We start from the raw sequence: 24499 nt of genomic DNA on the forward strand, positions 1-24499 counted from the left end.
TTCCCTTTACGAGCAGAGCCGGAGGATATCCGGCCCCAATAAATAAAAATCATGCATTAGCCCAACTGTTTTTTATTTACCAGTTTCCTTCTCTCAAAGCTCTTCTACCAAAGGATTGCCGATAAATATCAAACTGTCTGCACCTTAAAACCCGTTATCCGATTTATTTTCATTTAAAAGGATTATAATGGAATCTTTCACAATTTGTCAATCTATTTTTAAAATTTAATAGAAATATTTTAGAACGAAATACAAATAAATACAAAATAAATCAAATATAATTTATTTTAAGTATTTTTTCATCTATTTCTTCTTTCGAAAAATAGTCTTCTTCATTTCTATGCAGCTCAAAAGAAATTTTGAACACAACAAAGAAAAAGAATTCAAAAATTTATAGTTCTTTTTAAAATTTCAAAAAAATATATAAAATTAGGCAAGTTTATTTTTTCAAGCTGCAAAAAGCCTTGCTATTAATTAAAATAAAGCCACGAATCATTCAGCCTGTATTATCGTGAAAAAAGAATGCAAAAACACAGGACCTTTTTTGAATATCTTACAAACAACAGCACCAACACCCAAGATTTTTAAACCACACTAAACCGCAAAGGATTTCATCTGAAAATTTTCCCCAGAAAAATTTGCATTCTGCTTTCATTGTGCTATACTTATTGCCGCAGAAGCATATCCCATGAAGAAAAACTTTTGGCCTTTTCCACTGCAACATAGCATTCTTTTGAGCAACAAGCTGTTTCAGCTAAACGCTCTGATTTAATTTCTAAAAAGATGAATATCTTCTTGTACCGATTATACAGCGATTTTGAAAACACCACTTCATAATTTATAGCTGTGATACCTCTCTATGGCTGTGCAAGAAGCGAATTGGGGGAATGATTGGTTGTATTTGCTGCTTACCCATCTGGCAGGTGCTGCCGGTGGTTTCATCGGAAAGAAAAAGGGAATTCCTGCGGGCACCATGATCGGCGCCTTGTTCGCGGTAGCTCTGATGAATACAGTCGTAGGGCACGCAGTTCTATACCCACCTAATCTTCGGGTAGCCGTGCAAATCCTTTCGGGGCTGGTCATTGGCAGCCGCTTTTCCCGTTCTGATCTCAAGGAACTTCGCACCATGGGAAAACCGGTGCTGATTCTTTTGACCTCGTTATTGGCGCTGAATATTGTGTTTGCATTTTTGATGGATCGATTCTCCGCTCTTTCTTTTATCACCTCTTTGTTCGCCTGTGCCCCTGGCGGCATGTCCGATTTGGCCTTAGTCGCTGTGGATTTCGGGGCCAGCACTGATCAAGTGATGATTCTTCAATTATTTCGGTTTATTGTGGTTGTGGTGTTCTTCCCCAATCTGATTAAAAAATTGTATCTTTCCGATTTTCCCGGCTCCCGATCTGCTGCAGCTTTGCCAGAAAACCTGGCTGCACCAGATTCTCTATCGGTCTTACCCTCCCAATCGGAGGCGCCATCCGCTGCCTCTTATCAAATAATCACTTGGAAAAGCGTCCGAAATTGCGTCTGTTCTTTTCTCGCTGCAACCATGGGCGCACTGTTCCTTCGTGCGCTTGGCGTGCCCGCCGGAGCCATCATCGGCGCCATTCTGGCAACTGTACTGTTAAATCTAACCGCCGATATGGTAACCTATCCATCCTTTATAAAGGCAGCCTCCCGAATTTTGGCCGGCTGCTACATCGGCAGCCAAATCAGCCGGGAAACCTGGCTGACCATCGGCGGACTTCTCATTCCGATGCTGATTATGATTATTGAAGTCATGGTGATGTCCTTTGCAACAGCGTACCTGATTCACCGGTTCACCGGCATGGACAAAGCAACCGCACTTTTCTGCTGTACCCCCGGCGGTATTGTCGAAATGGGCCTGATTGCCGAAGAACTGGGGCTGGATACGCCCAAAATTGTAATGATGCATTCCTTCCGCCTGATTACAGTCATCTGCCTGATGCCGTTTATGGCTCAATTGTTTGCCTAACATCTCCACTTTCTCCCAAAAACATAGTTCGTTCCCGAAAAATTCCACTGACACAAATTTTGCCCGGCCGTGTTGCCCACAGCCTCCAAAAGCATTTTGAAGAGGTCAGATAATTTTTTATTCATAAAAACCCAGTTTTTCGCCTTTCAAAAAGAAGGGTGAAAGCTGGGTTTCTTTTTGATCAATCAAAAATATTTTAGCATATCTTTCAATCAAACTCGCCAAAATACTCTGGCAGCTCCTTTTGCAAAAACCAAATCATCAGTGTAATGGAAAGCATATCCGCCGCGCCCCCCGGGCTAATATTCAAACGGATAAACTCTTTGTCCATTTCCTCTGCCTGATGCAAAACCTCTTGTGGCGACAAGCTGTCATCTTGCAGAATTTCACACAATTTTTTTTGAATTTGCATCTGGGTTTCTAAACTGGAGCGGCTAATCAGGTTGGTATCTTCCAAATGGGCCATGATATGAAATAAAGCGTAAACACCGGCAGAGTTGATATCCCAGCCCTTTTTCATTGCCCGGCAAAATGCCGGGAATCCATGTAGCCGCACCGAAGGAAACTCCCGAAACACTTCACCCCGAACGCCCTCAATTTTATATTTCTGATACAGCCGCTCCCCGTTGGTAGCGGCTGTTTTTTCCCTTTCCTCTGCCGGGCGTGCCTGTCCTGCAATTTCCCCGCATACTCTTAACAATTCCGCAATGGAAACCCGCCGCGTCTTCCCATACAAATGTCCGGCGGCAGCACAAAGAATCCCCATAGAAAAAACAATTCCTTTGTGGGTATTTACTTCGCCGGTTGCACGAAACATTTCTTGTTCCGCCAAAACACCAAAGCGCTGTAAATAGGGCAGCAGATGTTCCGGTGAAACTCTTTGCAGCCGAATTCCTTGCTCTGTAATCTCGCGAAAATAGCCAGACAGCGCACAAGCGCTGTCCAAAAAAGTGTATATGTCCATATCTTGATGGGCACCGTTATTTAGTCGATCCACTAATCCGGGCTTTGGCGCAATGCACACTTCATACAAAAGAGCCTTCACTGCAATCTGAGAAATCCGACTGCAATATTCCTGCCGGGCAGTCTGCAGGCTTCTGGATTTTTTTCTCCGCCCTTCTGGGCGGCTGTGCCGAATCATTCCATCCTCCGGTACAAATCTTTCAAATCCGCTTTCATGTTATCCTGTGAACGAATGATTTCTTTCAGCACAAACTGCTTTGAAAGATCAATATGCTCTGCCACCATCAGAGAAATTAATTCTTTATCCTTAATCTGCATGCCCCGATAAATAATCCCGTGCTCTTTCAAAGCACGGCTACGCCGATCATCGTCATATAAAGAGATGTTCCGAAAACGAACAACATACTCCTGCATTTTACTGACCACTGCTTCCAATCTTTGCATACGGGAAAAACGGTATATCATGGAATTAAATTCGGAAAAATACTTAATAACCTGTTGAACTTCACCCTGTTCGTTGGCAATCTCTGTCTTTTTTAAAAGTTCCTGCATTTCCAGGTGATTTTCCTCAGTCATTCGCTCCATCGCCGCAATGGTGGCCATGGTTTCCAGAGCCGTACGGATTTGATAGATCTCTTCTGCATCCTCCACCGTAACCCGCTTGACGACCACGCCGTATTTGGGGATATACTCCACCAAATCTTCTTCGGTCAGCCGTTTGATGGCATTGCGAATCGGCGTTCTGCTAATGTTCATATAATCAGAATACACCTTTTCATTCAGGCGTTCGCCCACCGGAATAACGCCTTGAATAATGGCTTTGCGAAGGCCCTCGTATACAATGTCATTCAAAGGCCTGTTTTGAGAAAGATTAATAATTTGAACCAGCCGGCCTAAATACTCATGCACGAAACCACCGCCTTCTATTTTCCCTATTATAATGGCAAACTCCATTATTTGTCAATTGCAATTCAGAAGTGTAAATCGTGCAAAAAAACAGCAAAAAAACAGTAAACACAGCAAAAGCACACCTCAATACGCAAGATTCAATGTATAATGTGCATATAGACATACGATAGAAAACACGAAAACTAGTGATGATTCAGCGGATATGGAAAAAACATCCCATTAACATGGGCACTGTTTTTCGATGTCCGCATCTGTTTTTAGAACAGGAGCGGTAACCATGGAATATGAAATCAGACAGCTATGGATCCATCAGGACTCCCGTCAAAAAGAGCTTTGGCAAAGTCTTCTGCGCAGCTGCGGAATTCGTCCGGAACAAAGCATTTCTTACTGTGCTGGTCTGTATCAGCAAAACCAGCTGGTGGCAACCGGGTCGCTGTATCAAAATATTATCAAATGCGTAGCAGTTCAGGAAGAACATCAAGGGGGAAAAGCCGTCAGTATTTTGCTTTCCCATCTGCTCAGCACAGTAGTCGGCAACGGATATTCTTCCTGTTATGTGTACACCAAGCCCCAGTCATCCCGCTCCTTTCAGGAACTTGGCTTTCGGGAACTGGCCCGAGTAGAAAATCAGCTGGTTTTTCTGGAAAAAGCGATTCACGGTTTCCCCGAATACCTGAAAGATCTTCAAAAACAGCGGATTCCCGGTCAGGCCGCCGGAATTGTGATGAATGCCAATCCTTTTACTCTTGGGCATCAACATCTGATTGAATACGCCGCAAAAGAAAACGAAGCCCTCCATGTTTTTGTACTTTCCGAAGAATTGTCTGCCTTTCCGGCCGATATCCGCTTAGAATTGGTTCGGCAAGGGGTTCATCACCTTCCAAATGTAAAAGTTCACCCCACCGGGGACTACATGGTTTCATCCAAGACCTTTCCGTCTTACTTTTTAAAAGAAGATTCACAGGTCGCAAAAATTCAAGCCAGTCTGGATGCTGTTATCTTCCGGGATCATATTGCTCCCGCTGTGGGAATAACACGAAGATATGTTGGCGAAGAACCGCTTTCTGAAGTAACCCGAATTTACAATGAATCGATGAAAGAAATCTTTGAAGGATCCATTGACTTTATCATCATTCCCCGGCTGGAGCAAGGCGGAATCGTCATCAGCGCATCTCGGGTTCGGGCGCTTTTGGCCGCCGGTAAAACAGAAGAAACCAAACCTCTTTTGCCAAAAACAACTTTCGCTTATCTGACTTCGCCAGAAGGAAAAGCGCTTATTCAAAAATTGAAACAGGAGGGATAGCAATGTCGATGTACGAAATGAAAACCCCTGCCATCGCCGGCACTTTGGAATCTTCGGATATTCAAATCATGATTGATGCAGGTGACAGTGAAGGAATTGAAATCAACCTGACCAGCAGTGTGGAACATCAGTATGGCCGTCAAATCCGTCAAACCATTGAAACCACACTTCATAACATGGGAATTACAAAAGCAAAGCTTACCGTGGTGGATAAAGGCGCACTGGACTGCACCATCATCGCAAGAACCATCGCAGTAGTTCACCGCTCGTGCGGAATTACCAAACAGTATGATTGGGAGGCGATTGATTCATGGAACGTTTGAGAAGAACCATGATGTTCCTGCCGGCCAGCAACCCCGGTATGCTGCGGGATGCCATTCTGTACGGCGCCGACTCCATCATGTTTGATTTAGAAGATTCCATCTCCATTGAAGAGAAAGATACTTCCCGTTTCTTAGTATTTCAGGCTGTAAAAACTTTGGATTTTTCTTCTACCGAAACCGTCGTACGCATCAATTCTTTGGATTCCGGAGGAATTGATGACGTACACGCCATGGTGCGGGCAGGAATCAACGTAATTCGACTTCCAAAAACCACCAGTGCCCAAGATGTTCTGGACACCGAAGAGGTTATTTTAGAAGCCGAAAAAGCCTGCGGACGCGAAACGGGTTCCACCCGCATGATGGCGGCTATTGAAGATCCCCGGGGCGTTCTGAACGCACTTTCGATTGCACAATCCAGCCCCCGGCTCATTGGCATTGCTTTGGGTGCTGAAGACTATGTGACTGCCATGAAAACCAGAAGATACCCGGAACGGGGCAGCCAAGAAATTTTCTTCGCCCGATCCATGATAGTCCATGCGGCGCGGGCCGTCGGAATTGCTGCGCTCGACACCGTTTTCTCCAATATTAACGATTCAGAAACTCTTCGCCGTGAAACGGAATTGATTCGCCAACTGGGGTTTGACGGAAAATCCGTCATTCATCCCCGACAGATCCCTGTGGTGAATTCCGTCTTTACCCCAAGCCAGACAGAAATTGAAAAGGCTTTGGATATCATTCGAGCAATTGAACAGGCCAATTCCAAAGGCTCCGGAGTTATTGCCCTCAACGGCAAAATGATTGATAAGCCCATTGTCGAACGCGCAGAACGCGTTTTGGCGCTGGCAAAAGCCGCCGGCGTTTACACTGGGCAGGAAGAACAGGAGGGTTAACGCAATGGCAGATTCTACGGTAAAAAATGCAGTAGGCCGTGAAATTCCCAAAGAATACGCGGAACAATACGGCGTGTTTCAGGGGCAATTCGCCCGAAAAGAACCCTATCAAAGGGCATCCGGCAAAGCCGCTCCCATATTCCCCGGTGAAACCAAATTGGTGGGCTCCCTGCGGGAGGCGATTGAAAAATCCGGCCTTCAGGACGGCATGACTATTTCGTTTCATCATCATTTTCGAGAAGGGGATTATGTTTTAAATATGGTATTGGCGGAAATCGCCGCCATGGGTATTAAAAATTTAAAGCTGGCCGCCAGCTCCATTTCCAATATTCACGAGCCGCTGATTGAGCAAATCAAAAATGGTGTTATCACCGAAATCACCAGCAGCGGCCTGCGCGACAAGGTGGGGCAGGCAATTTCCGAAGGGATTCTGGAAAAACCCGTGGTTATCCGCTCCCACGGCGGTCGTGCCAGAGCCATTGAATCCGGCCAGATTCACATTGATGTGGCATTTTTGGGGGCCTCCAGCTCCGATGCATACGGAAATGCCAACGGTTCCAAAGGAACCGCTGCCTGCGGATCTCTTGGCTATGCCAAAGTGGATGCAGAATACGCCGACAAAGTGATCATTATCACCGATCATCTCACCGGCTACCCCAATACCCCCATCAGCATCCCGCAGAATCTGGTAGATTACGTAGTGAAAGTGGATGCCATCGGAAATCCCGACGGCATTGCAAAAGGCGCAACCCGTTTTACTTCCAACCCCAAAGAACTTTTAATTGCACAGAACGCCTGTAAGGTGATCACCGCCTCCCCTTATTTTAAAGAAGGCTTTTCTTTTCAGGCCGGTTCCGGCGGCTCCACTTTGGCATTGGCGCGTTTTTTGGCGGATGAAATGCGTGAAAAACAAATCAAAGCCGGATTCGTTCTGGGCGGCATCACCAGCAACATGGTGGATTTGTTGGAAGAAGGCTTGATTGAAAAGATTCTGGACACCCAAAGCTTTGACAAGGGAGCAGCTGCTTCCATTGCCCGAAACGAAAACCATTATGAAATTTCGGCTTCCTTCTATGCAAACCCCGGCAATAAAGGCCCGGCAGTTAACCTGTTGGATGTGGTTGTGCTTTCCGCTCTGGAAATAGATACCGACTTTAACGTCAATGTAATGACCGGTTCCGATGGTGTTATCCGCGGTGCGTCCGGAGGTCACTGCGACACCGCAGCCGGTTCCAAACTCAGCCTGATTCTCTGCCCGCTTCTGCGCGGGAGAATCCCCACCATTGTCGAAAAGGTCAACACTGTGATTACCCCGGGAGAAGGCATTGACGTAGTCGTAACTGAAATTGGAATTGCCGTCAACCCCCGGCGGCAAGATCTGTGCCAAGCCATGAAGCACTCCGGTGTGCCGATATACAGCATACAAGATCTTCAGAAAAAAGCCTATGCAATGGCCGGCACGCCAGATCCCATTCAGTACGAAGATCGAATTGTTGCTCTGATTGAATACCGGGACGGCAGCCTTATTGACGCGGTTCGACAGGTAAAACGCTGAAATGAACGCAAAAAATCTATTTTTAGACGGAACCAAACCGGAACTGGAAGAAGTTCTGGAAAATCGGGAACGCCGGGTATCTTTCGTTCAGGAATTACTCCGGCGTTATCCCCAAGATGCGGTAATTTCGCTGAAATGCAACATTCCAGGCCCCATTAAAAACAATGAAGGAATCCAGCTGTTGTTCGATTATGGAAGAATCAAATTGCTTCAAATACTAGCCGAGAACCGGTGGAATATCGAATATGAAAAGTGTTTGAAACTCCCCACCGGCCCGGAAGGTTTTTGGGTGATCCCGAAAGAATCCCTTTTGGTAAAGCAGAAGATGATCGAATTTGAGGAACAAAGGCTGGGAAGATTGTTCGACGCCGATGTGCTGGATCAAAAAGAAGGAATGATCCGAAGCCGCAGCAGAGTGGAATTAGGGTATCCGCCCAGGCGCTGCCTGATCTGCGACAACGATGCCAAAATCTGCGCCAGCAGACGGCTTCACCCGGTTTCAACACTCCAAAAACAGCTGATTCAACTTCTGGAAGAAAACATGGCAGAATTAGAAGCCGTCCATCTCCAAAAAAAACAGCAGTGTCAGCAATAAAATCCCCTGCTGTTCTTCCCTCTGTTTCTGCCTGTTTCCGGCCATGCAGGATATGAATTTCCTACATAGCCTTGCGGTATCCCAAACGGTCTTTTTGATCGTACGCTTCTCTTATTCGCTAAAAAGCTCCATGCGCAGTCAGGCAGATTTTCAAACCGCGCCTGGATACGGCTTGGCCGCGAAACAGAGGAAGCAATTTCTCACCCTATTTTTGAGGAGGATGTGCTTATGTTTTTAACCATTTTGGCATGGTCTATGATCATTGTATTCCTTGTCTTGGTCATGACCAAAAAAATGCAGCCATTTACCGCACTGGTTCTGGTTCCTATCGCTTTTACACTGGTGGGCTCCCTTGCTGGCGCTTACAGAGAACGGGTAGCACAGGCAAAAGAAATTGCCGTTTCTGATGTTACCATCTGGGATCAGGTTCGCATCATCGGCGACTGGACCGTCAGTGGCTTATCTAAGACTTCCACCACAGCCATCATGCTGCTGTTCGCCATCCTGTTTTTCTCCATCATGCTCAATGTGGGCCTGTTTGACCCGGTAACAAAATTCTTTATTCAGCTTGCCAAAGGGGATCCGGTTCGGGTTTTGATGGGAACCGCTGCGGTTTCTGCCATGGTGTCCCTTAACGGGGACGGCACCACTACCACACTGATTGTATGTACTGCATTTATTCCGATCTATAAAAAATTGGGTCTGAAAATGATGAATCTGGGTGTTCTTTTAATCCTGATGAACACCATCATGAACCTGCTTCCCTGGGGCGGCCCCACCGCACGCGTGCTCTCTGTTTTAGATTCCGTTTCTGAGCAGGCCATTCTAAATGCATTAATCCCCGGAATGGGCATCGCCATTTTGTACGTTATGGCCGTGGCTTATTATCTGGGTCTAAAAGAACGCAAGCGTGTCGGCATCCAAACTCTAAGTGCAGAAGACATTCTGGCTTTAACACAGCCATCTTCTCCGGAAGAAGAAGCACTCAAGCGCCCGAAGCTAATTTGGGTTAATGCAGTTATGACCATCGGCGCCGTGGTTATGCTGATTTTGGGAACGTTCCCCCCTGTCTTTATCTTCCTGATGGGAACCGCTTTGGCTGTACTGATTAACTATCGCAGCATCAAAGACCAAAAACAGCGTATTTCCGATAATGCCGGGGACGCTCTGCAAGTTTCCATTCTGGTTCTGGGCGCCGGTATCTTCATGGGTCTGTTCACCAATTCCGGCATGTCCGATGCCTTGGCATCCAGCATGATTTATTTGATTCCTGCCCAAATGGGGCGCTTCTGGGGCTTGGTAACCGCCGTCATTTCGGCGCCCGGCACCTTCTTCCTTTCCAACGACGCATTCTATTATGGCGTTTTGCCGGTATTTGCAGAAGCTGGCTACCAGTATGGATTTACCGCTCTGGAAATCGGTGCCGCTTCCCTTCTGGGTCAGGCATTCCACCTTCTCAGCCCGTTGGTCGCATTCATTTATTTGCTACTCAACCTGACCGGGCTGGATATGGGCGAATGGCAAAAAGAATCGGCAAAGTGGGCAATCGGCATTTTTGTCATCTTCATCGGCATGGCCGCTTTAACCGGCTCTGTCCCCTTATTTAAATAGCCAACAACCGTCTTACTCCTCCGGGAAGCGCAGGGTTTTTACTCTGCGCTTTCTTTCTTATTGATTTATCGCTTGAAAGCAATGCTTTTTTAAAGTATTTCGTCTTATTTTTGCAAAATATTGCTACATCTTTTTTCTTTGTTTCTCGCTGTGTTGTTAATCTTCACCACGAATTGATTGAAAAAGAAATATAATCAGCATATAATGGTATCAAAGAAGAAAGCAGGTGAACCAATGAATCTAGGAAACAGACTGATCCACGAACAACGCCAGCTTCTTTCCCAACGACAAATGCAGTCCCTGCAAATGCTTACTTGCAGCAATCAGGAACTGAATGATTTGCTGGCAAATGAATATGCAGAAAATCCTATGCTGGAACATATCAGTACCGGACGGGATGATTTTTTTACTAATATTGATACTCTTTATGAATCCGGCTCTACTCCCCGCAAAAATAATTCTGTGTGGGAGGACGAGGACGATCAGCGAAAAAACGACATCCCCTCCAAACCGGTTGACGCTTTGAAAAAAGATCTTTTAATGCAGCTTCACCGGGAGCGGTATACAGAAGATCAACAACAGTTGATCCCATTTTTAATTGACTGTCTTGACGAATCTGGGTTTTTTCCGTGGGATCCTGGCGAAATTGCACGAATTTCGGGGTATCCGGAATCCATGGTGCGATCCTGTTTAGAAGATTTAAAAGAACTGGAGCCCACCGGTGTGTTCTCCAAAGACTTGTCCGAATGTCTTTTAAAGCAACTGGAGCAGCAAGAAGTGCAGGATCCCATTCTTTGCACCATTGTCTGCAAATATTTGCCCGACATCCTGAAAGGTCAAATCAGCAATGTTTCCCGGGGGCTTCATCTTTCCACGGCAGCGGTACGCAAATATATTGTGCAGATTGGCAAACTCAACCCCCGGCCTGTCATGAATGCCCCGCAGGAACATACCGAATACATCGTGCCTGATATTATGGCGTGGCAGAAAAACGGTGAATGGAATATCAGCCTGAACGACAAATGGATGGGCGAATATAAGCTAAATCAGTATTACATTGAAATGATGAAAACATCTTCCGATCAAAGCCTGAACACCTATTTTAAAAGCCATTTAGAGAGAGCCCGGTTTTTAATGCAATGTGTAGAACAGCGCCGCAATACAATTTTAAAAATTACACAGGAAATTCTGCGGCGGCAAGAAGCCTTTTTTCTCAACCAGGGCCCCTTGTGTCCCATGACAATGCAGCAGGTAGCCGAATCGCTGGAAATTCACCCGTCCACGGTCAGCCGTGCCATTCGCGGAAAGTATTTGCAATATCAATACGGCACCGTATTACTTCGAGATCTGTTTTCGGCGGGCTTATCTGAGCCGGAAAACCAGGACTGTGCTTCTCCCAATAAAATTCATCAAATCCTGCGCGAGCTAATCGCCGGTGAGGATAAAACCAAGCCATTGAGCGATTCTGCTTTGGTTCAGGCACTGGAACAACAGGGAATCCAAATTTCCCGCAGAACCATTGCAAAATACCGATGCGAAATGGGAATTCCGAATTCGGATCAGCGCCGTTATTTGGCCTAAGGCTTCCATTTTAAAATGCTGGATGTTTTACGCCATCGCATTCGGCTTTTTTCAAACCAAACAATCGCCTTACTTTGATCGCCATCCCTAAAGTAAAAAAGAAACAACCACCGGCTGTGCCGGTGGTTGTTCTTCAATGGGAAAGCCCCGCGGAATCAAATCCGCGGGGCTTTCTCTGTTAGCATAGATGGAGCGGTTTATTGAATGGTCAACAGAATTTGACCGGCATCTACTGATGTATTTTTTTCTACCTGAATCTGTGCTACCACGCCGCCTTTGGGGGCAACCAGTTCATTTTCCATTTTCATGGCTTCCAGCAAAATGACAGGCTGGCCGTCTGCCACTTTGTCGCCTTCCTTAACCATAATATCCAAAATCTTTCCGGGAAAATCAGCTTTCATAACAGTTACTTCTGCACTCATAATAAAATCTCCTTTTTAATCATTAAATTTATTTTGATTCATGCTCCGGCACTGCATTTATTCTGCCAGATGAGTGTTCTTCACATCTGTAATAAACATGTGACCGGGCGCATGGGTAATAACAAATGGTGGTTTTATATTCATAACCACTGCCTGCGGCGTAACGCCACAGGCCCAAAATACCGGCACTTCCCCTTCCTGAATGGGAACCGGGTCGCCAAAATCGGGCTGGTGAATGTCACGGATGCCAATATGTGCCGGATCGCCGATATGAAGCGGCGTGCCATGCACCTGTGGAAGCCGCTCGGTCACCGTCACAGCCTTTACCACCTGCTCATGGGGAATCGGGCGCATACTGACCACAGTAGGCCCGTTGAATATGCCTGCGGGCTTGCAGGGAATATTCGTAATGTACATCGGAACATTGCAATTCTCGGTAATATGCCTTATCTCAATTCCAGCCTCAATCATGGGCGCTTCAAAGCTGAAGCTGCACCCCAAAAGAAAACTGACCAAATCCTCGCGCCAGAACTGAGAAACTTCCTGATATTCCCCCTGCATCACGCCATCGCGGTACACGCGATATTTGGGAATATCTTTTGCGATATCACTGCCCTGTGCCGTTAAGGCAAACTCGCGGGAACCAACATCACTGACTTCTAAAACCGGGCATGGCTTGGGATTGCGCTGCGTAAATAACAAGAAATCATATGCGTATTCCTTGGGAAGAACCACCAGATTGCCCTGAGCATATCCGGCGCACATTCCGCTGGTGGGAGAAGTAATCTTTCCCTCCCGAATCATTTGACGCACAACTTTGGGATCCTGATGAAACAAATCCATAACAATCCTCCTTCATATGTGAGCTGGCAACAATTATTTCGAATCACTGACAACGCAAGGGGAAAGGTATCTTTTGCTAAAATCACACAGCCTTCTACAAGCAGGCAATGTCTTCTGTGGCAGATTCCAGCGTGCAAATATCATAATGAGCACTTCGAAAGGCTTTGCTGGCCAAAACCTGCATTTGGAACAAAGCGTTAGTGTCTACACCGGATACGGCAAACTCTTTTAGAGCCTGCCGCATTTTCTCGGCGGCTTCCTCTCGGGTGGGGGCATAAGAAACCAGTTTGGCCAACAGATTGTCATAATAGGGCGGAATGGAGTAGCCCTCATATACAGCCGTGTCCAAACGGATTCCGTTTCCGCCCGGCAGACGAAGATTAGAAAGCGTCCCTACAGAGGGGGCAAAGTTCTTTTCGGGAGTTTCGGCATTAATTCGACATTCGATAGCATGGCCTCTGGGGCGCAAATCCTTCTGAGCAAAATCCAGTCGCTGGCCCTGAGCGACCCGCAGCTGCCATTTGACCAAATCAATGCCCCAAACCATCTCTGTAATGGGGTGTTCCACCTGAACACGGGTGTTCATTTCCATGAAATAAAAACTGCCGTCCTGATCCAGCAGAAATTCCACGGTTCCCACACCCGTATAGCCGACTTCCCGCGCCACACGCACGGCGGCTTCTCCCATTTTCTCGCGTATCTGGGCGGTCATGGTTCCGCTAGGGGAAGGGCATTCTTCCAGCACCTTTTGATGGCGCCGCTGCAAAGAACAATCGCGTTCTCCCAAGTGAACCACATTGCCAAAATTGTCCGCCAGAACCTGCACTTCCACATGCCGGGGGTGAATCAGTTTCTTTTCCAGATACACATCTCCGCATCCGAAAAAGCGCGTTGCTTCCTCCCGGGTAATCGCCAGGGCTTCCGGCAGCTGTTCCACACAATCCACCTGCCGAATTCCCCGCCCGCCGCCTCCGGCGCAGGCTTTAATCAAAAGCGGGTACCCGATTTTTTCCGCACACTTTTCGGCCTCTTGCCGATCCAAAACCACTCCCGGTGATCCGGGGACCGTAGGCACGCCCGCCCGCGTTGCAGCGCGTTTGGCACTGGCCTTATTCCCCATCGCGCGAATCACCTGGGGCTTTGGTCCAATAAAGCAAATGCCCTGTTGTTCACACCGTTCTGCAAATTCTGCGTTCTCGCTTAAAAATCCCACACCCGGATGTACCGCCTGGGCTCCGGTAATTTTGCACGCGGACAAAATCGCATCCATGTTCAAATAACTTTTCGCAGACGCAGCCGGTCCCACACAAACCGATTGATCCGCCAACTGAACATGCAGGGCTTTCCGGTCGGCCTCTGAACAAACCGCCACTGTGCCAAGCCCCAGCTCGCCGCACGCCCGCAGAATACGAACCGCAATTTCGCCTCGGTTCGCAATCAATACTTTCTGGAACATTTCCATCACCTACCGCTCTGCCTGAAACGGGCAGCTTTTATTTCATCCGCAGAATCGGCTGGCCGAATTCCAGCGTCTGTTCGTTTTGGGCCAAGATTTCTGTAATAACCCCGTCCCGGTCACTGAGGATTTCGTTCATGATTTTCATGGACTCAATGACAAAGAGGGGATCCCCTTTTTTCACTGCAGTCCCCACCTGAACAAAAGGGGGCTGATCCGGCGCACTGGAAGCATAAAACACTCCTACAAGAGGCGAGGTCACCACACAGCCCTCCTCTTCCCGGCAGCATTCTTCCTTGGGTTTTACGCCGGTTTCCGTTCCGCTGTTTTTTTCTAAATACAATTCTTGATCCTGCTTTGACAGCCGAAACACACCAATTTGGCTATTTTGAAATTCCTGCATCAGCTGAATCACATCCTGTATGGACAGTCCGCCTTCAGCCAGCCGTCCCACCGGCTGCATGGTATCTTCAAAATGTTTGATTTTTTCCTGATAAGCCAACATTTCTTTCTGCGCCTCCTCCACACTGATCTCGCAAAAGCCAACGGCGTCCCCCGGCCTGGCCTGCGCCAGCAAAGGCAAATCCGCTGTAATCACCGTAGCGATTTTCGTATAGCCGCCGGTGGTTTGGCGGTCTGCCATTAAAATGATGGGCTGGCCGCTGCTGGGCACCTGAATTGCCCCCATCACAATGCCGTCGGACACAATATCCGCTCCCGTCCGGTGAGTGATAGCGGGGCCTTCCAACCGGCAGCCCATGCGGTCACTCAAAGGTGTTACCACATACTCGCCGTTCCAAAAAGCCTTCATCCCCTCCGGCATAAAAGCATCCTCTTGCGGCCCCGGTACCACGCGCAGAACTATTTTGGACGGAAAATCAGGAATCAGTTCGGTATTGGCCTTGTACGGCACGGCAGTCTCTGGCGCTTCGTTCAGCGTCAGCTTATCCCCCCGCTGCAAAGGCCGGCCATTGATTCCGCCCATTCTGGCCTTGCAATGGGTCGATTTGCTCCCCAAAATAGCGGGGATATCCAATCCGCCTGCAAACGCAATGTACACCCGGCATCCCCGGCGCGCCGGTTCAAAAGAAAGCACATCTCCTTCTTTCATTCCAAGTGACTGCCACATAGGAGCGGGCCGCCCGTTGATTTTTACCACAGCCTCTGCACCGGTCACTGCAATCAGGCAGTCTGTGTGAAAACAAAGTGTCGGGCCGGTCAGGGTCGCCTCCAGCACTGCTTCCTTGGGATGATTTCCCACCAAAAGGTTTGCGGTCTGGTGGCTGTAGCTGTCCATGACTCCTGCGGGGGAAATTCCGGATTCCTGAAACCCAAAGCGCCCCTGATCCTGCACTGTGGTGAAAAGCCCGGGATTCTGTACGGTTATGCTGTTCATCCTTTGCCCCTCCTTTTCCTTTCGGAAAGCGCAGCGTCAGCCGGTAACCGGGCGGCGGCTGCGCGCAAAGGCATGAATCTTATCCTGATACTCCGCCAGCAGTTTTTGGGATTCTTCCACACTAACCTGCTGGAACCGAATCATTGTGCCGGCCTGCGCTTGAGCCAGCAAGGGCAAATCTGATGAAATCACCGTGGCGATTTTGGTGTATCCGCCGGTGGTCTGCCGATCTGCCATCAGAATAATCGGCTGTCCGCTGCTGGGAACCTGAACAGCACCCATTACAATGCCGTCAGAAACGATATCAGCTCCGCTTTTATGGGTAATTTCCTGGCCTTCCAACCGGTATCCCATACGATCATTCGCGGGGGTTACCTGATATTCCGTATTCAAAAAGTGGCTGATTCCTTCGCTGGTAAACGCCTCATCCTGAGGGCCGAGAACAACCCGCAGCGTAATTTGTTTCGAGTATTCCGGAATAAATTCTTCACTGGCAGCCCACAGGCTTCCCGGTTGAGCAGCTGCAATGGGAACCATGTCTTCCCGTTTTAACTGCCGGCCTTGGAATCCACCGATCTGAGCTTTCAGGTTAGTGGATTTACTTCCCATAACCACGGGAACATCCAGCCCACCGGCAAAGGCGATATAGGCGCGGCAGCCGCTTTGAATCATTCCAAAAGACAAACGGTCACCCGCCTTTACTGCAATCGTCTGCCACATAGAAACGGGCTCATTATTGAGTTTCGGCTGCAAATTGGCTCCGGTTACTGCAATGCGGGTGTCCGCAAGGAATTCCAGAATCGGGCCCATCAGGGTTACTTCCATCACAGCTTCTTCCGGTGAGTTATCCACCAGCAAATTGGCGGTTCTGTGGCTGTAACTATCCATTACGCCGGATACCGAAATTCCGGATTGTAAATAGCCGAAACGGCCTGCATCCTGAATAGTGGTTAAAGCTCCCGGTGAAATCACTTTTACTGCGTTCATTTTCCCGCCTCCTTTTTGGGGTACAGCTTATACTGATAGCTTCCTTCTTCCACCTGTTTGCAGATTGTTTCATATTCCTGCTCATCGATGGGGATAAACTTCAGATAGTCCCCGGTCTTATACAAAATAGGAGGATTGCGCATCGGATCATAAAGAAGGATGGGTGTCCGGCCAATCAGCTGCCATCCCCCGGGGCTGGCCATGGGGTAAATTCCGGTTTGCTGTCCGGCAATTCCCACAGATCCGCTGTTAATTTTCGTGCGGGGTGTTTTCAGGCGAGGGGTGGCAATTCTTTCATCCATGCCGCCCAGATAAGGGAACCCGGGTGCAAATCCCAACATGTAAATCAGATATTCGCGGGAAGTATGAATCTGGATAACCTCTTCTTTGCTCAGCCCGCTGTTCTGGCACACAAAGTCCAAATCCGGCCCGCATTCCCCGCCGTATAAAGTGGGAATTTCCAGCACATTGGGTTCGGGAAGCTCCATGGTTTTCAGGTTGCCTTCCAGCTTTTTGAGTTCTTCCAGCATTTTTGCATAGGGTACGATCAGCGAATCATACTGCACCAGCAGAGAACGGTATGTGGGAGTTAAAGAAACCACTCCCGGCAGGCCAGACTGCTCAATGGCCAAATACATTCCGCGCACGCTTTCATTGATTTGGGGAGATATCTTATCGCCAAACTCCACCACAATAGCGGAATCCCCGGCGATTAAGTACTTTGTTTCTGAATACATAAAATCCCTCCTTTTAATGGAACAGGCTTCCCATTCCTACCACTGCAAAATAGGCAAACAGAATGGCAGAAATAAAGCCAGTAATGGTCAGCCACATGGGGTGATGATACTCTTCGCCCACAATGTCCTTGCGGCGGGATGCCACCAGGCAAATCACCAAAGCCAAAGGCAGAACCAAAGCGTTTAAAGCACCGGCCAAAACCAACAGATTTGCCGGCTTACCCAGCAGCAGCATAATCAAAGTAGAGATAATGATAAACATCACAGTTACGATTTTGCTGTGATTATCAATGGTTTTGCTCAGGGATTTCACAAAAGAAAGTGAAGTATAAGAAGCCCCGATGATAGAGGTAATACCCGCAGCAAACAGCAAAAGACCAAATAAGCGGTAGCACATTTCTCCGCCTGCCTGTAAAAAAGCATCCGCTGCCGGGTTGGTGGGATCCAAAGAGGCTCCCTTTACCACAACGCCCAGTACCACCAAGAACAAAATAACACGGCTGATAACGGCTATTCCCAGTCCGCCGCAAGCACTGTTTACGATTCTTTTGTGGTTTTCCATACCCACGATGCCGCCGTCAATCAAACGGTGAGCACCGGCAAAGGTAATGTAACCGCCAACAGTTCCGCCAACCAATGTTAGAATGGCGGGGAACAGCGCCGGAATGCCACTGCTGGGTGCAAAGGTTTCTTTGAGTGCCATGCCCACAGGCGGCTGTACAATAAACACCACAACTAAAATAATTCCGATTTTCAGAAAACTTAAAACTTTCGCAATATTGTCAACCGCCATCTGTGCATTCTTAATCGAAAACACAACAACTGCGATTACGCCGGCCGTTATGTAACCTGCTTTCAGATCCAGCCCTATCATGGCATTCAGACCCAAGGCAGCACCGCCCACGTTTCCAATATTAAAAATCATTCCGCCCATGAAAACCAATACCGCCAGAAAATATCCCAGACCCGGCACCAGCTTATTGGCAACATCCTGCGCACGAAGTCCAGATACGCATAACACGCGCCAGACGTTCAGCTGTACAATAATTGACAGTATTAAAGATGTAACAATAACAAAACCGAAGCTTCCGTGAAAATCGTCAACAAATTTTGCTGTCTGAGTCAGAAAGCCCGGCCCCATAGCCGAAGCAGCCATCAAAAAGATTGCTCCTATGGTTTGGCTGCGTTTTCCTTTTGTTTTTGTTTCCGGAGTTTTGGGATCCGTTACTTTTGTTTCAGCGCCCATCTATCCATCCGCTCCTCTCTTTTCCCCACCTGTTTTTATTTGCCTGTGCAAGCTGCCAAATCAGCAATTTCAATTCCCTCTTTAGTCAGGCTGTCACGAATGTTTTTCACAAACTCAACCGCTTCTGCTGTGTCCCCGTGAACACAAATGGACTGGGGTTTCAAAGAGATTTGTTCGCCTGTAATAGCAGTAACCACATTCTCTTTGACCATTCCCACAATTCGGCGGACGCATTCGTCCACATCATGAATGACGGCCCCGGGGGTTCCTCTGGCTACCAGACTTCCGTCTGCATTATACGCACGGTCTGCGAATACTTCGCTGGCGCAAGTCAGTCCCACCTGGCGTGCGGCGTCCAGCATTTTACTGCCGGAAAGACCCAGGAAAATCAAATTTTTGTCCACTTCCCAAACAGCCTCGGCCAATGCCATGGCCAATGCCATGTCCTTTGCTGCCATGTTATACAGCGCGCCATGCGGCTTTACATGAGCCAGCTTTACTTCATTAGACACACAAAAAGCCTGCAGTGCACCGATTTGGTATTTCATGTACGCTTTGGCCTCTGCCGGCGTTACCTTCATCTCTCGCCGTCCAAACCCCATCAAATCGGGAAAACCCGGGTGTGCGCCAACGCTGACACCCTTCTGCTTGGCCAACTTGACAATACGCTCCATTTCGCAGGGATCCCCCGCATGGAAACCGCAGCCCACATTCGCAGAAGAAATATACTCAATAACCTCGTCGTCTCGGCCCATCTTGTAGGCACCAAAGCTTTCTCCCAGATCGCAGTTTAAATCAATTCTGTTCATACCTTTTGCCCCTTTCTAAAATTGATTGATTTCAAATATGGCTGTGTAACTATATAAGCAAAAAGCATGCCAACCTGTTTTTTGCACTTTTCTACACTATTTTTGTCAAACATGCACGAAATAAGATTCTAAAAAAAGAAAGACCGTGCGTTTCCGCACGGTCAAGCTGTTCAATTTTGCACAATGTGCGAATTGGAACCAGACTGTTCCAGCCGCCTTCGCAATGAAAAGCGGCTATACCCCAAAAGTGCCGCCGCCTTAGAATAGTTTCCTCCGGTCAGTTCCAATGCTTTTTGGATGTATACTCTCTCTAAACTTTCCAGCTCTTGCTGCAAATCAATGGGCTGGCTTAAATCCTGAATGGGCCAAGCCTCTCCAAATTCCTGTGGCACACAGGGCACTTCACTGCTTTCTTCCAATAAAAGACCCGTATGCTCCAAAACGTCCCCTTCACAAAATAATACGGCACGCTCTAATACATTGCGCAGTTCCCTTACATTCCCTTTCCACGAGTATTGCAGAAGTCTTTGTAAAAAAGAGGGAGAAATCGCCTGAATATTTTTTCCTAACTTCTGGTTAAAGAAGTCTAAATAATACCGGCATAATGGCTCAATATCCTCTTGACGTTCCCGCAAGGGTGCCAGATAAAGCTGAACCACATTCAAACGGAAAAACAAATCTTCTCGAAAGGTTTTTTCTACAATCGCCTGCTCTAATGGGCGGTTGGTAGCCGCTATCACTCGCACATTTACTTCCACATCCGCCAAACCGCCCACCCGGCGGAATTTGCGATCCTCTAAAAAAGTTAATAGCTTGGCCTGCATAGAAAGGGGCATGTCCCCAATTTCATCCAGAAAAATAGTGCCTTCGTTAGCCAATTCAAATAACCCTTTTTTCCGTGCTCCCGCGCCGGTAAAAGCCCCTTTTTCATGGCCGAACAGCTCACTTTCAAATAAGTTTTCCGGTACGGCACTGCAATTGATTTTTACCAAAGGAAAGGTTCCGCGCCCGCTTTTGCGGTGAATTTGACTGACCACTACGCCTTTTCCCGTTCCGGTTTCTCCCCGAATCAGCAAATCCACATTGTCCTTGGCACTTAACAGTTCCACCTGCTTTTTAATCTGCTGTATCTGGGGGCTTACCCCGATAATATCCGGCGGCTGTCCCGGGGCCAGCAATTCCAGCTTGCGCCGGCTTTTCAGCTGTTCCAGCGCCCGGCGTATGACAATATCAATGGCATCAATATCAAAGGGTTTTTGCACATAGTCATAAGCGCCCCGCCGAATCGCCTGCACCGCCTGAGACACTGAGCTGTAAGCGGTAATAATAATAATCTGAATATCCTCATCCATTTTTTTAATGGTTTCAATATATTCCATACCCAGCACATTCCCTAAGCGGTTGTCCAGCATCACCACATCGGGTTTAAATTGCTCGATGCGCGTAAGGCCTTCTTCAATGGTTCCGGCCTCCTGCGTCAAATACCCCAAATCCGCCAACCCTTCCCGAAGAGAAATGCGAATCAGATATTCGTCGTCAATAATTAAAATACGATTTTGCATCTAGTTCCCCCGTTCTGTTTTTTCGCTCACCGCCGAAAAGTCATCATCGCCTTTGTGCCATGGCCGGACGTACTTTCTATTTCAAAAGTCGCGTCATTGCGCTGCAAAAGCTGCGATACAATAGAAAGCCCCATTCCGCCTTCCTGATTTTTCTCCCCCAGCTTTTCTGGCGGTATTCCCGGCCCATCATCTGCAATGCACAGATAAATTCTGTCTTCTTTCATTCGGGCCTTCATCACAATCTGGCCTCCGTTTTTCATCGCTTTAATGCTGTTGTTCATCAAATTAATCAGCACCTGCTTCATGGCGCTTTTATCTGCATAAAGCAAAATTCCCGTCGGCGCATCGCTAAGCAGTTCAATGTGACTGTTTTCCGCTATTTTAGAATACAACAAAACTACCTCCTGATACAGCTCCGCCACATCAATCAGAGTTTTTCGCAATTCCCTTTGCCGGTTAAGGTTACACAGGTTTTCTACCAAAAGATTAATTCGATCCACTTCTCCAATAATATTATCGCATAACTGGCGATCGCTCTCCTGTACCAGATGACGCTCGACCACCTGAACCCCTACCCGAATTCCCGCCAGCGGATTGCGAATCTCATGAGCCAGCTCTGCCGCCAAACGACCCGCATAAATCAGCTTTTCATCTTTCATAGCCTGTTCTTCCATCATTTTGCGGTAGGTAATATCGTCAATGGTACAAAGAACACCCCAAGATTTCTGGTTTTCATCCAAAAGCCGCCAAACACCCAATTCCACATCCATACGTCGGTTTTGATCGTCCTTGAGTTGAATGGGGTCATAAAACACCTTTTGGTTTTCAAGGTTCTCTTCCAATAAAGAAGAAAGCGGTTTTCCCTCATATTGATATTCCGTTTTGGCCAGCAGGTTTTGTGCCCGGTTATTGACCAGCATTACATTGTGCTGTTGGTCATAGGCAATCACGGCAATGGGCAGACTTTCTACAATCGTTTCATTGATTTTCTTCATCCGCCTTAAATCAGACATATACTGCTGAAGGTTCCCCAGCATCCCTTCAAATGCCCGCGCCAGTTGCCCCAGCTCATCGCTGCGGTTAGTAAACTCCCCCTCAAACTCCCAAGGCTCTTGAGGCTGTTCACTGATGGTGCGGCAAGCATAGCTCAGCCTTCGAATGGGTGTCGAAATATTATCCGCAATCAAAATACTGACTTGCAGTACTAAAATCAATTGAGCAATAATACCCAGAACCGTATATTTTTGTTCCTGAAGCAGTTCGCGGGTAAATACCGATTGGTCTACGGTATAAGAGATCGTCCAGCCCATCTGATTTTGACTGCGGGAATATAGAACACTATCATCATCTGCGGGATTTTCCCCGCTAATACGGTTTCCTTGTTCGTCCTGAATCAAAATATGGGGCTGAAGAAATTGACTATATTTCTGTTCCAGCTGCTGGACCGATCCGGCAGATACATGATAATTAATATCAAATTCAATAAGAGCAATGCTGCTTTCTGCCAGCTTTTGCTCTTTGGCAAGCTTAGTTTTTTGCCCCGTATCGTAAAGAATCACACCAAACAGTGCTGTAGAAACCACACCCAGCAGTAAAAAGGGAACTAAAATCTTTCGTTCAATGTCAAAGAGCGGTCGGTTTTTCATCCATTTTCCCTCCTTTCCAGGTCATCCGGGAAACGGCAAAAAAGCACAGCGCCGACAGTGCAGTTCCCGGAAAAGCCGGGTGCACCGGAAGAATTTGCAGGTAATAAAGAGGATAAAACACTGCAATTGCCAAAATTCCGCTGCTCAGTGACGCCCAAACACCCTGACGAGTGGATTTGGGGTATAAAAAGGTTCCATATAGAATCGGAAAGAACGTAACACCAATAATTCCCCAGATATCACCGCCGTAAGACAAAAGGCTGTCCGGCGGATGCAGGGAAAACAAAAGGGACAATGTGCCGCCCAGCAGAACCCCTAAACGAGTCAGCAAGATCATAGTATATTCTCTGGGAGCTGTTTTAACAGTCGGCCGGATAAAATCATAGGCAAATGAGGTGGCAAACAGCAAAAGCTGTGAATTAGAAACCGAAATACACGCTCCCAAAATAGCAAACAGGAATAAAGTATTCAGTGGCGTATAAAGCAGATTATTAAAAACATGAACCACAATATCGTCTGTGTACTGAACCTCTGCCAAAGAGGGGAACAGAACCCGCATCCCAAATCCAATGGTTAAAAGGGCAAAATAAAAAATCACCAAATAACACAATGCGCAAAGAATGGTGTGCCGTGCTGTTTTTTGATTTTTAGCGGATAAAATCCGCATCATATACTGCGGGTTGGCGGCAAGTCCCAAGCCCCAGCCAAAAAACATACTTGTGCTCATGCGGGGAGTAAATTTTTCCCCATCAAACAGTTGAAATAAATCCCCCGGGTGATTCGCTGCCGTGCTGCCGCCATGGGCAAACCCAGAGATTTCACCCGCCCGGCGAAAAATTTCCGGCAAACCGCCGGCCTGTCCAATCACCAAAAAGAACACAATGCCTGTTCCGGCAGTCAGCAAAATAATGTGCATCAGGTCAATCCGTGTCACTGCCCGGTAACCGCCAAACGCAGAATATAAAATAAACAGATAAATCATCAGCGTGGCCACATTATAAGGGATATGGAACAATACCGAAGCCACCAAGCCAAAGCCTTTAATATGAATAATCAAATACAGGGTATATGTAATCATCATGATAACTGCAAAAATCATTTGAAGATATTTTGAGCCATATTTTTTCCGAATCAATTCCGGAATCGTCAGCACATCATACTCATAAAGCTTACCACTAATCAAATAAAGCAAACATGCACCCAAAAACCACGGAACCACCGAATAAAGCAAAGGTGCGAATCCGCTTTCAAATACATTTCCGGTAAATCCTAAAATAGTGGCAGAAGAAATCCATGTGCCAATAAAAGCAATGGTGCAGCGAAACAGCCCCATCCCCCGGTTTCCCAGATAAAAATGCCGAAGGGTATTATGCTGTTGCGTCCGGCTCTTCCCCACAATCAGAAGGACAATGGAATACATCGTAAAATAGCACAGATAAATCATTTCTTTTTCAAAAAGCACTGATAATCTCCTCCTGAACTACCTAACCGTTTTCTTCTTTAAAAGCCTCCGTTTCATGCATCTATTCCCCAAAAATGGGATAGGTATACTTTAGCATAGCATAGTATTTGAAAAAATCAATCAAACTTTTGCAGTTTAATTTTTCATTATAGTCATTTTGTCAAATGAAAAAATGAAAAAAGAGCCAAAATTCTGATTCAAATCAATCTG

General features: G+C 47.2%; 21 protein-coding genes. 8 read left to right on the plus strand and 13 right to left on the minus strand.

All coding sequences use genetic code 11. The annotated features are described in order from the left end of the window. Positions 1-859: 859 nt before the first annotated feature. Entirely contained in the window at positions 860-1993 is a 1134-nt protein-coding gene (locus C1A02_RS10215; RefSeq protein WP_101698127.1) for an AbrB family transcriptional regulator, read from the plus strand. Between the two features lie 208 nt (positions 1994-2201). On the opposite strand, the gene C1A02_RS10220 is transcribed toward C1A02_RS10215, so the two are convergent. Both C1A02_RS10220 and C1A02_RS10225 read right to left on the minus strand, forming a co-directional pair. Further along, complete coding sequence (locus C1A02_RS10220) at positions 2202-3134, minus strand: triphosphoribosyl-dephospho-CoA synthase (RefSeq protein WP_101698128.1); 933 nt, start codon at positions 3132-3134, stop codon at positions 2202-2204. Then, on the minus strand, positions 3131-3865 hold the full coding sequence (locus C1A02_RS10225; RefSeq protein ID WP_243577987.1) for a GntR family transcriptional regulator: 735 nt from the start codon (positions 3863-3865) through the stop codon (positions 3131-3133). The genes C1A02_RS10220 and C1A02_RS10225 overlap by 4 nt, the downstream gene beginning before the upstream one ends. A gap of 277 nt (positions 3866-4142) precedes the next feature. Here C1A02_RS10225 and citC point away from each other — a divergent pair, with 277 nt between their 5' ends. From citC to rpoN, 7 genes are all read left to right on the plus strand, one after another. Beyond that, positions 4143-5168, plus strand: a complete 1026-nt coding sequence (gene citC, locus C1A02_RS10230) for a [citrate (pro-3S)-lyase] ligase (protein ID WP_101698130.1) — start codon at positions 4143-4145, stop codon at positions 5166-5168. Positions 5169-5170: 2 nt separating this feature from the next. Beyond that, the gene (gene citD / locus C1A02_RS10235; RefSeq protein ID WP_101698131.1) at positions 5171-5491 is read left to right on the plus strand and encodes a citrate lyase acyl carrier protein; all 321 of its coding nucleotides are present in this window, start codon (positions 5171-5173) and stop codon (positions 5489-5491) included. Then, a complete protein-coding gene (locus C1A02_RS10240; RefSeq protein ID WP_101698132.1) occupies positions 5479-6381 on the plus strand; it encodes an aldolase/citrate lyase family protein in 903 nt (300 codons plus the stop codon). Before citD ends, C1A02_RS10240 begins: the two co-directional genes overlap by 13 nt. A gap of 4 nt (positions 6382-6385) precedes the next feature. After that, on the plus strand, positions 6386-7936 hold the full coding sequence (gene citF, locus C1A02_RS10245) for a citrate lyase subunit alpha (RefSeq protein ID WP_101698133.1): 1551 nt from the start codon (positions 6386-6388) through the stop codon (positions 7934-7936). A gap of 1 nt (position 7937) precedes the next feature. Further along, entirely contained in the window at positions 7938-8531 is a 594-nt protein-coding gene (gene citX / locus C1A02_RS10250) for a citrate lyase holo-[acyl-carrier protein] synthase (protein WP_101698134.1), read from the plus strand. Between the two features lie 228 nt (positions 8532-8759). After that, a complete protein-coding gene (locus C1A02_RS10255; RefSeq protein ID WP_101698135.1) occupies positions 8760-10142 on the plus strand; it encodes a CitMHS family transporter in 1383 nt (460 codons plus the stop codon). A gap of 234 nt (positions 10143-10376) precedes the next feature. Further along, a complete protein-coding gene (rpoN, locus tag C1A02_RS10260; protein ID WP_101698136.1) occupies positions 10377-11723 on the plus strand; it encodes an RNA polymerase factor sigma-54 in 1347 nt (448 codons plus the stop codon). A gap of 197 nt (positions 11724-11920) precedes the next feature. Here the strand turns inward: rpoN and C1A02_RS10265 are convergent, their stop codons facing one another. The 11 genes from C1A02_RS10265 to C1A02_RS10315 all read right to left on the minus strand — a co-directional run bounded on the left by C1A02_RS10265 (position 11921) and on the right by C1A02_RS10315 (position 24289). Further along, positions 11921-12145, minus strand: coding sequence for a biotin/lipoyl-containing protein (locus tag C1A02_RS10265; RefSeq protein ID WP_101698137.1), 225 nt, complete (start codon positions 12143-12145; stop codon positions 11921-11923). A gap of 57 nt (positions 12146-12202) precedes the next feature. After that, the gene (locus tag C1A02_RS10270) at positions 12203-12988 is read right to left on the minus strand and encodes a putative hydro-lyase (RefSeq protein WP_101698138.1); all 786 of its coding nucleotides are present in this window, start codon (positions 12986-12988) and stop codon (positions 12203-12205) included. A 94-nt stretch (positions 12989-13082) separates the two neighbouring features. Further along, positions 13083-14444, minus strand: a complete 1362-nt coding sequence (accC, locus tag C1A02_RS10275; RefSeq protein ID WP_101698326.1) for an acetyl-CoA carboxylase biotin carboxylase subunit — start codon at positions 14442-14444, stop codon at positions 13083-13085. Between the two features lie 37 nt (positions 14445-14481). Then, complete coding sequence (locus tag C1A02_RS10280) at positions 14482-15840, minus strand: 5-oxoprolinase/urea amidolyase family protein (RefSeq protein WP_101698139.1); 1359 nt, start codon at positions 15838-15840, stop codon at positions 14482-14484. A gap of 36 nt (positions 15841-15876) precedes the next feature. Further along, complete coding sequence (locus C1A02_RS10285; protein WP_101698140.1) at positions 15877-16827, minus strand: 5-oxoprolinase subunit C family protein; 951 nt, start codon at positions 16825-16827, stop codon at positions 15877-15879. Continuing rightward, positions 16824-17564 carry a 5-oxoprolinase subunit PxpB gene (gene pxpB / locus C1A02_RS10290; RefSeq protein WP_101698141.1) on the minus strand — a complete coding sequence of 247 codons (741 nt, stop codon included), beginning with the start codon at positions 17562-17564 and terminating at the stop codon, positions 16824-16826. Before pxpB ends, C1A02_RS10285 begins: the two co-directional genes overlap by 4 nt. Positions 17565-17577: 13 nt before the next feature. Then, positions 17578-18810, minus strand: a complete 1233-nt coding sequence (locus C1A02_RS10295) for an NRAMP family divalent metal transporter (RefSeq protein WP_101698142.1) — start codon at positions 18808-18810, stop codon at positions 17578-17580. A gap of 35 nt (positions 18811-18845) precedes the next feature. Then, positions 18846-19619, minus strand: a complete 774-nt coding sequence (locus tag C1A02_RS10300; RefSeq protein ID WP_101698143.1) for a LamB/YcsF family protein — start codon at positions 19617-19619, stop codon at positions 18846-18848. A 170-nt stretch (positions 19620-19789) separates the two neighbouring features. Beyond that, positions 19790-21181 (minus strand): sigma-54-dependent transcriptional regulator, encoded by a 1392-nt coding sequence (locus C1A02_RS10305; protein ID WP_101698144.1) that lies wholly within the window; start codon positions 21179-21181, stop codon positions 19790-19792. Between the two features lie 26 nt (positions 21182-21207). Next, positions 21208-22827 (minus strand): sensor histidine kinase, encoded by a 1620-nt coding sequence (locus C1A02_RS10310; protein WP_101698145.1) that lies wholly within the window; start codon positions 22825-22827, stop codon positions 21208-21210. Continuing rightward, positions 22805-24289, minus strand: a complete 1485-nt coding sequence (locus C1A02_RS10315) for a sodium:solute symporter family protein (RefSeq protein ID WP_101698146.1) — start codon at positions 24287-24289, stop codon at positions 22805-22807. The genes C1A02_RS10310 and C1A02_RS10315 overlap by 23 nt, the downstream gene beginning before the upstream one ends. Between the last annotated feature and the right edge of the window lie 210 nt (positions 24290-24499).

Source organism: Clostridium minihomine, from assembly GCF_900240385.1.
GTDB classification, from domain to species: domain Bacteria; phylum Bacillota; class Clostridia; order Oscillospirales; family Acutalibacteraceae; genus Faecalispora; species Faecalispora minihomine.

Bases quoted from the DNA above. Each gene is read 5' to 3' on its own strand.
- C1A02_RS10215 (WP_101698127.1), top strand. From the start codon at position 860: ATGGCTGTGCAAGAAGCGAATTGGGGGAATGATTGGTTGTATTTGCTG.
- C1A02_RS10220 (WP_101698128.1), bottom strand. From the start codon at position 3,134: ATGATTCGGCACAGCCGCCCAGAAGGGCGGAGAAAAAAATCCAGAAGC.
- citC (WP_101698130.1), top strand. From the start codon at position 4,143: ATGGAATATGAAATCAGACAGCTATGGATCCATCAGGACTCCCGTCAA.
- citD (WP_101698131.1), top strand. From the start codon at position 5,171: ATGTCGATGTACGAAATGAAAACCCCTGCCATCGCCGGCACTTTGGAA.
- C1A02_RS10240 (WP_101698132.1), top strand. From the start codon at position 5,479: ATGGAACGTTTGAGAAGAACCATGATGTTCCTGCCGGCCAGCAACCCC.
- citF (WP_101698133.1), top strand. From the start codon at position 6,386: ATGGCAGATTCTACGGTAAAAAATGCAGTAGGCCGTGAAATTCCCAAA.
- citX (WP_101698134.1), top strand. From the start codon at position 7,938: ATGAACGCAAAAAATCTATTTTTAGACGGAACCAAACCGGAACTGGAA.
- C1A02_RS10255 (WP_101698135.1), top strand. From the start codon at position 8,760: ATGTTTTTAACCATTTTGGCATGGTCTATGATCATTGTATTCCTTGTC.
- rpoN (WP_101698136.1), top strand. From the start codon at position 10,377: ATGAATCTAGGAAACAGACTGATCCACGAACAACGCCAGCTTCTTTCC.
- C1A02_RS10265 (WP_101698137.1), bottom strand. From the start codon at position 12,145: ATGAGTGCAGAAGTAACTGTTATGAAAGCTGATTTTCCCGGAAAGATT.
- C1A02_RS10270 (WP_101698138.1), bottom strand. From the start codon at position 12,988: ATGGATTTGTTTCATCAGGATCCCAAAGTTGTGCGTCAAATGATTCGG.
- accC (WP_101698326.1), bottom strand. From the start codon at position 14,444: ATGTTCCAGAAAGTATTGATTGCGAACCGAGGCGAAATTGCGGTTCGT.
- C1A02_RS10280 (WP_101698139.1), bottom strand. From the start codon at position 15,840: ATGAACAGCATAACCGTACAGAATCCCGGGCTTTTCACCACAGTGCAG.
- C1A02_RS10285 (WP_101698140.1), bottom strand. From the start codon at position 16,827: ATGAACGCAGTAAAAGTGATTTCACCGGGAGCTTTAACCACTATTCAG.
- pxpB (WP_101698141.1), bottom strand. From the start codon at position 17,564: ATGTATTCAGAAACAAAGTACTTAATCGCCGGGGATTCCGCTATTGTG.
- C1A02_RS10295 (WP_101698142.1), bottom strand. From the start codon at position 18,810: ATGGGCGCTGAAACAAAAGTAACGGATCCCAAAACTCCGGAAACAAAA.
- C1A02_RS10300 (WP_101698143.1), bottom strand. From the start codon at position 19,619: ATGAACAGAATTGATTTAAACTGCGATCTGGGAGAAAGCTTTGGTGCC.
- C1A02_RS10305 (WP_101698144.1), bottom strand. From the start codon at position 21,181: ATGCAAAATCGTATTTTAATTATTGACGACGAATATCTGATTCGCATT.
- C1A02_RS10310 (WP_101698145.1), bottom strand. From the start codon at position 22,827: ATGAAAAACCGACCGCTCTTTGACATTGAACGAAAGATTTTAGTTCCC.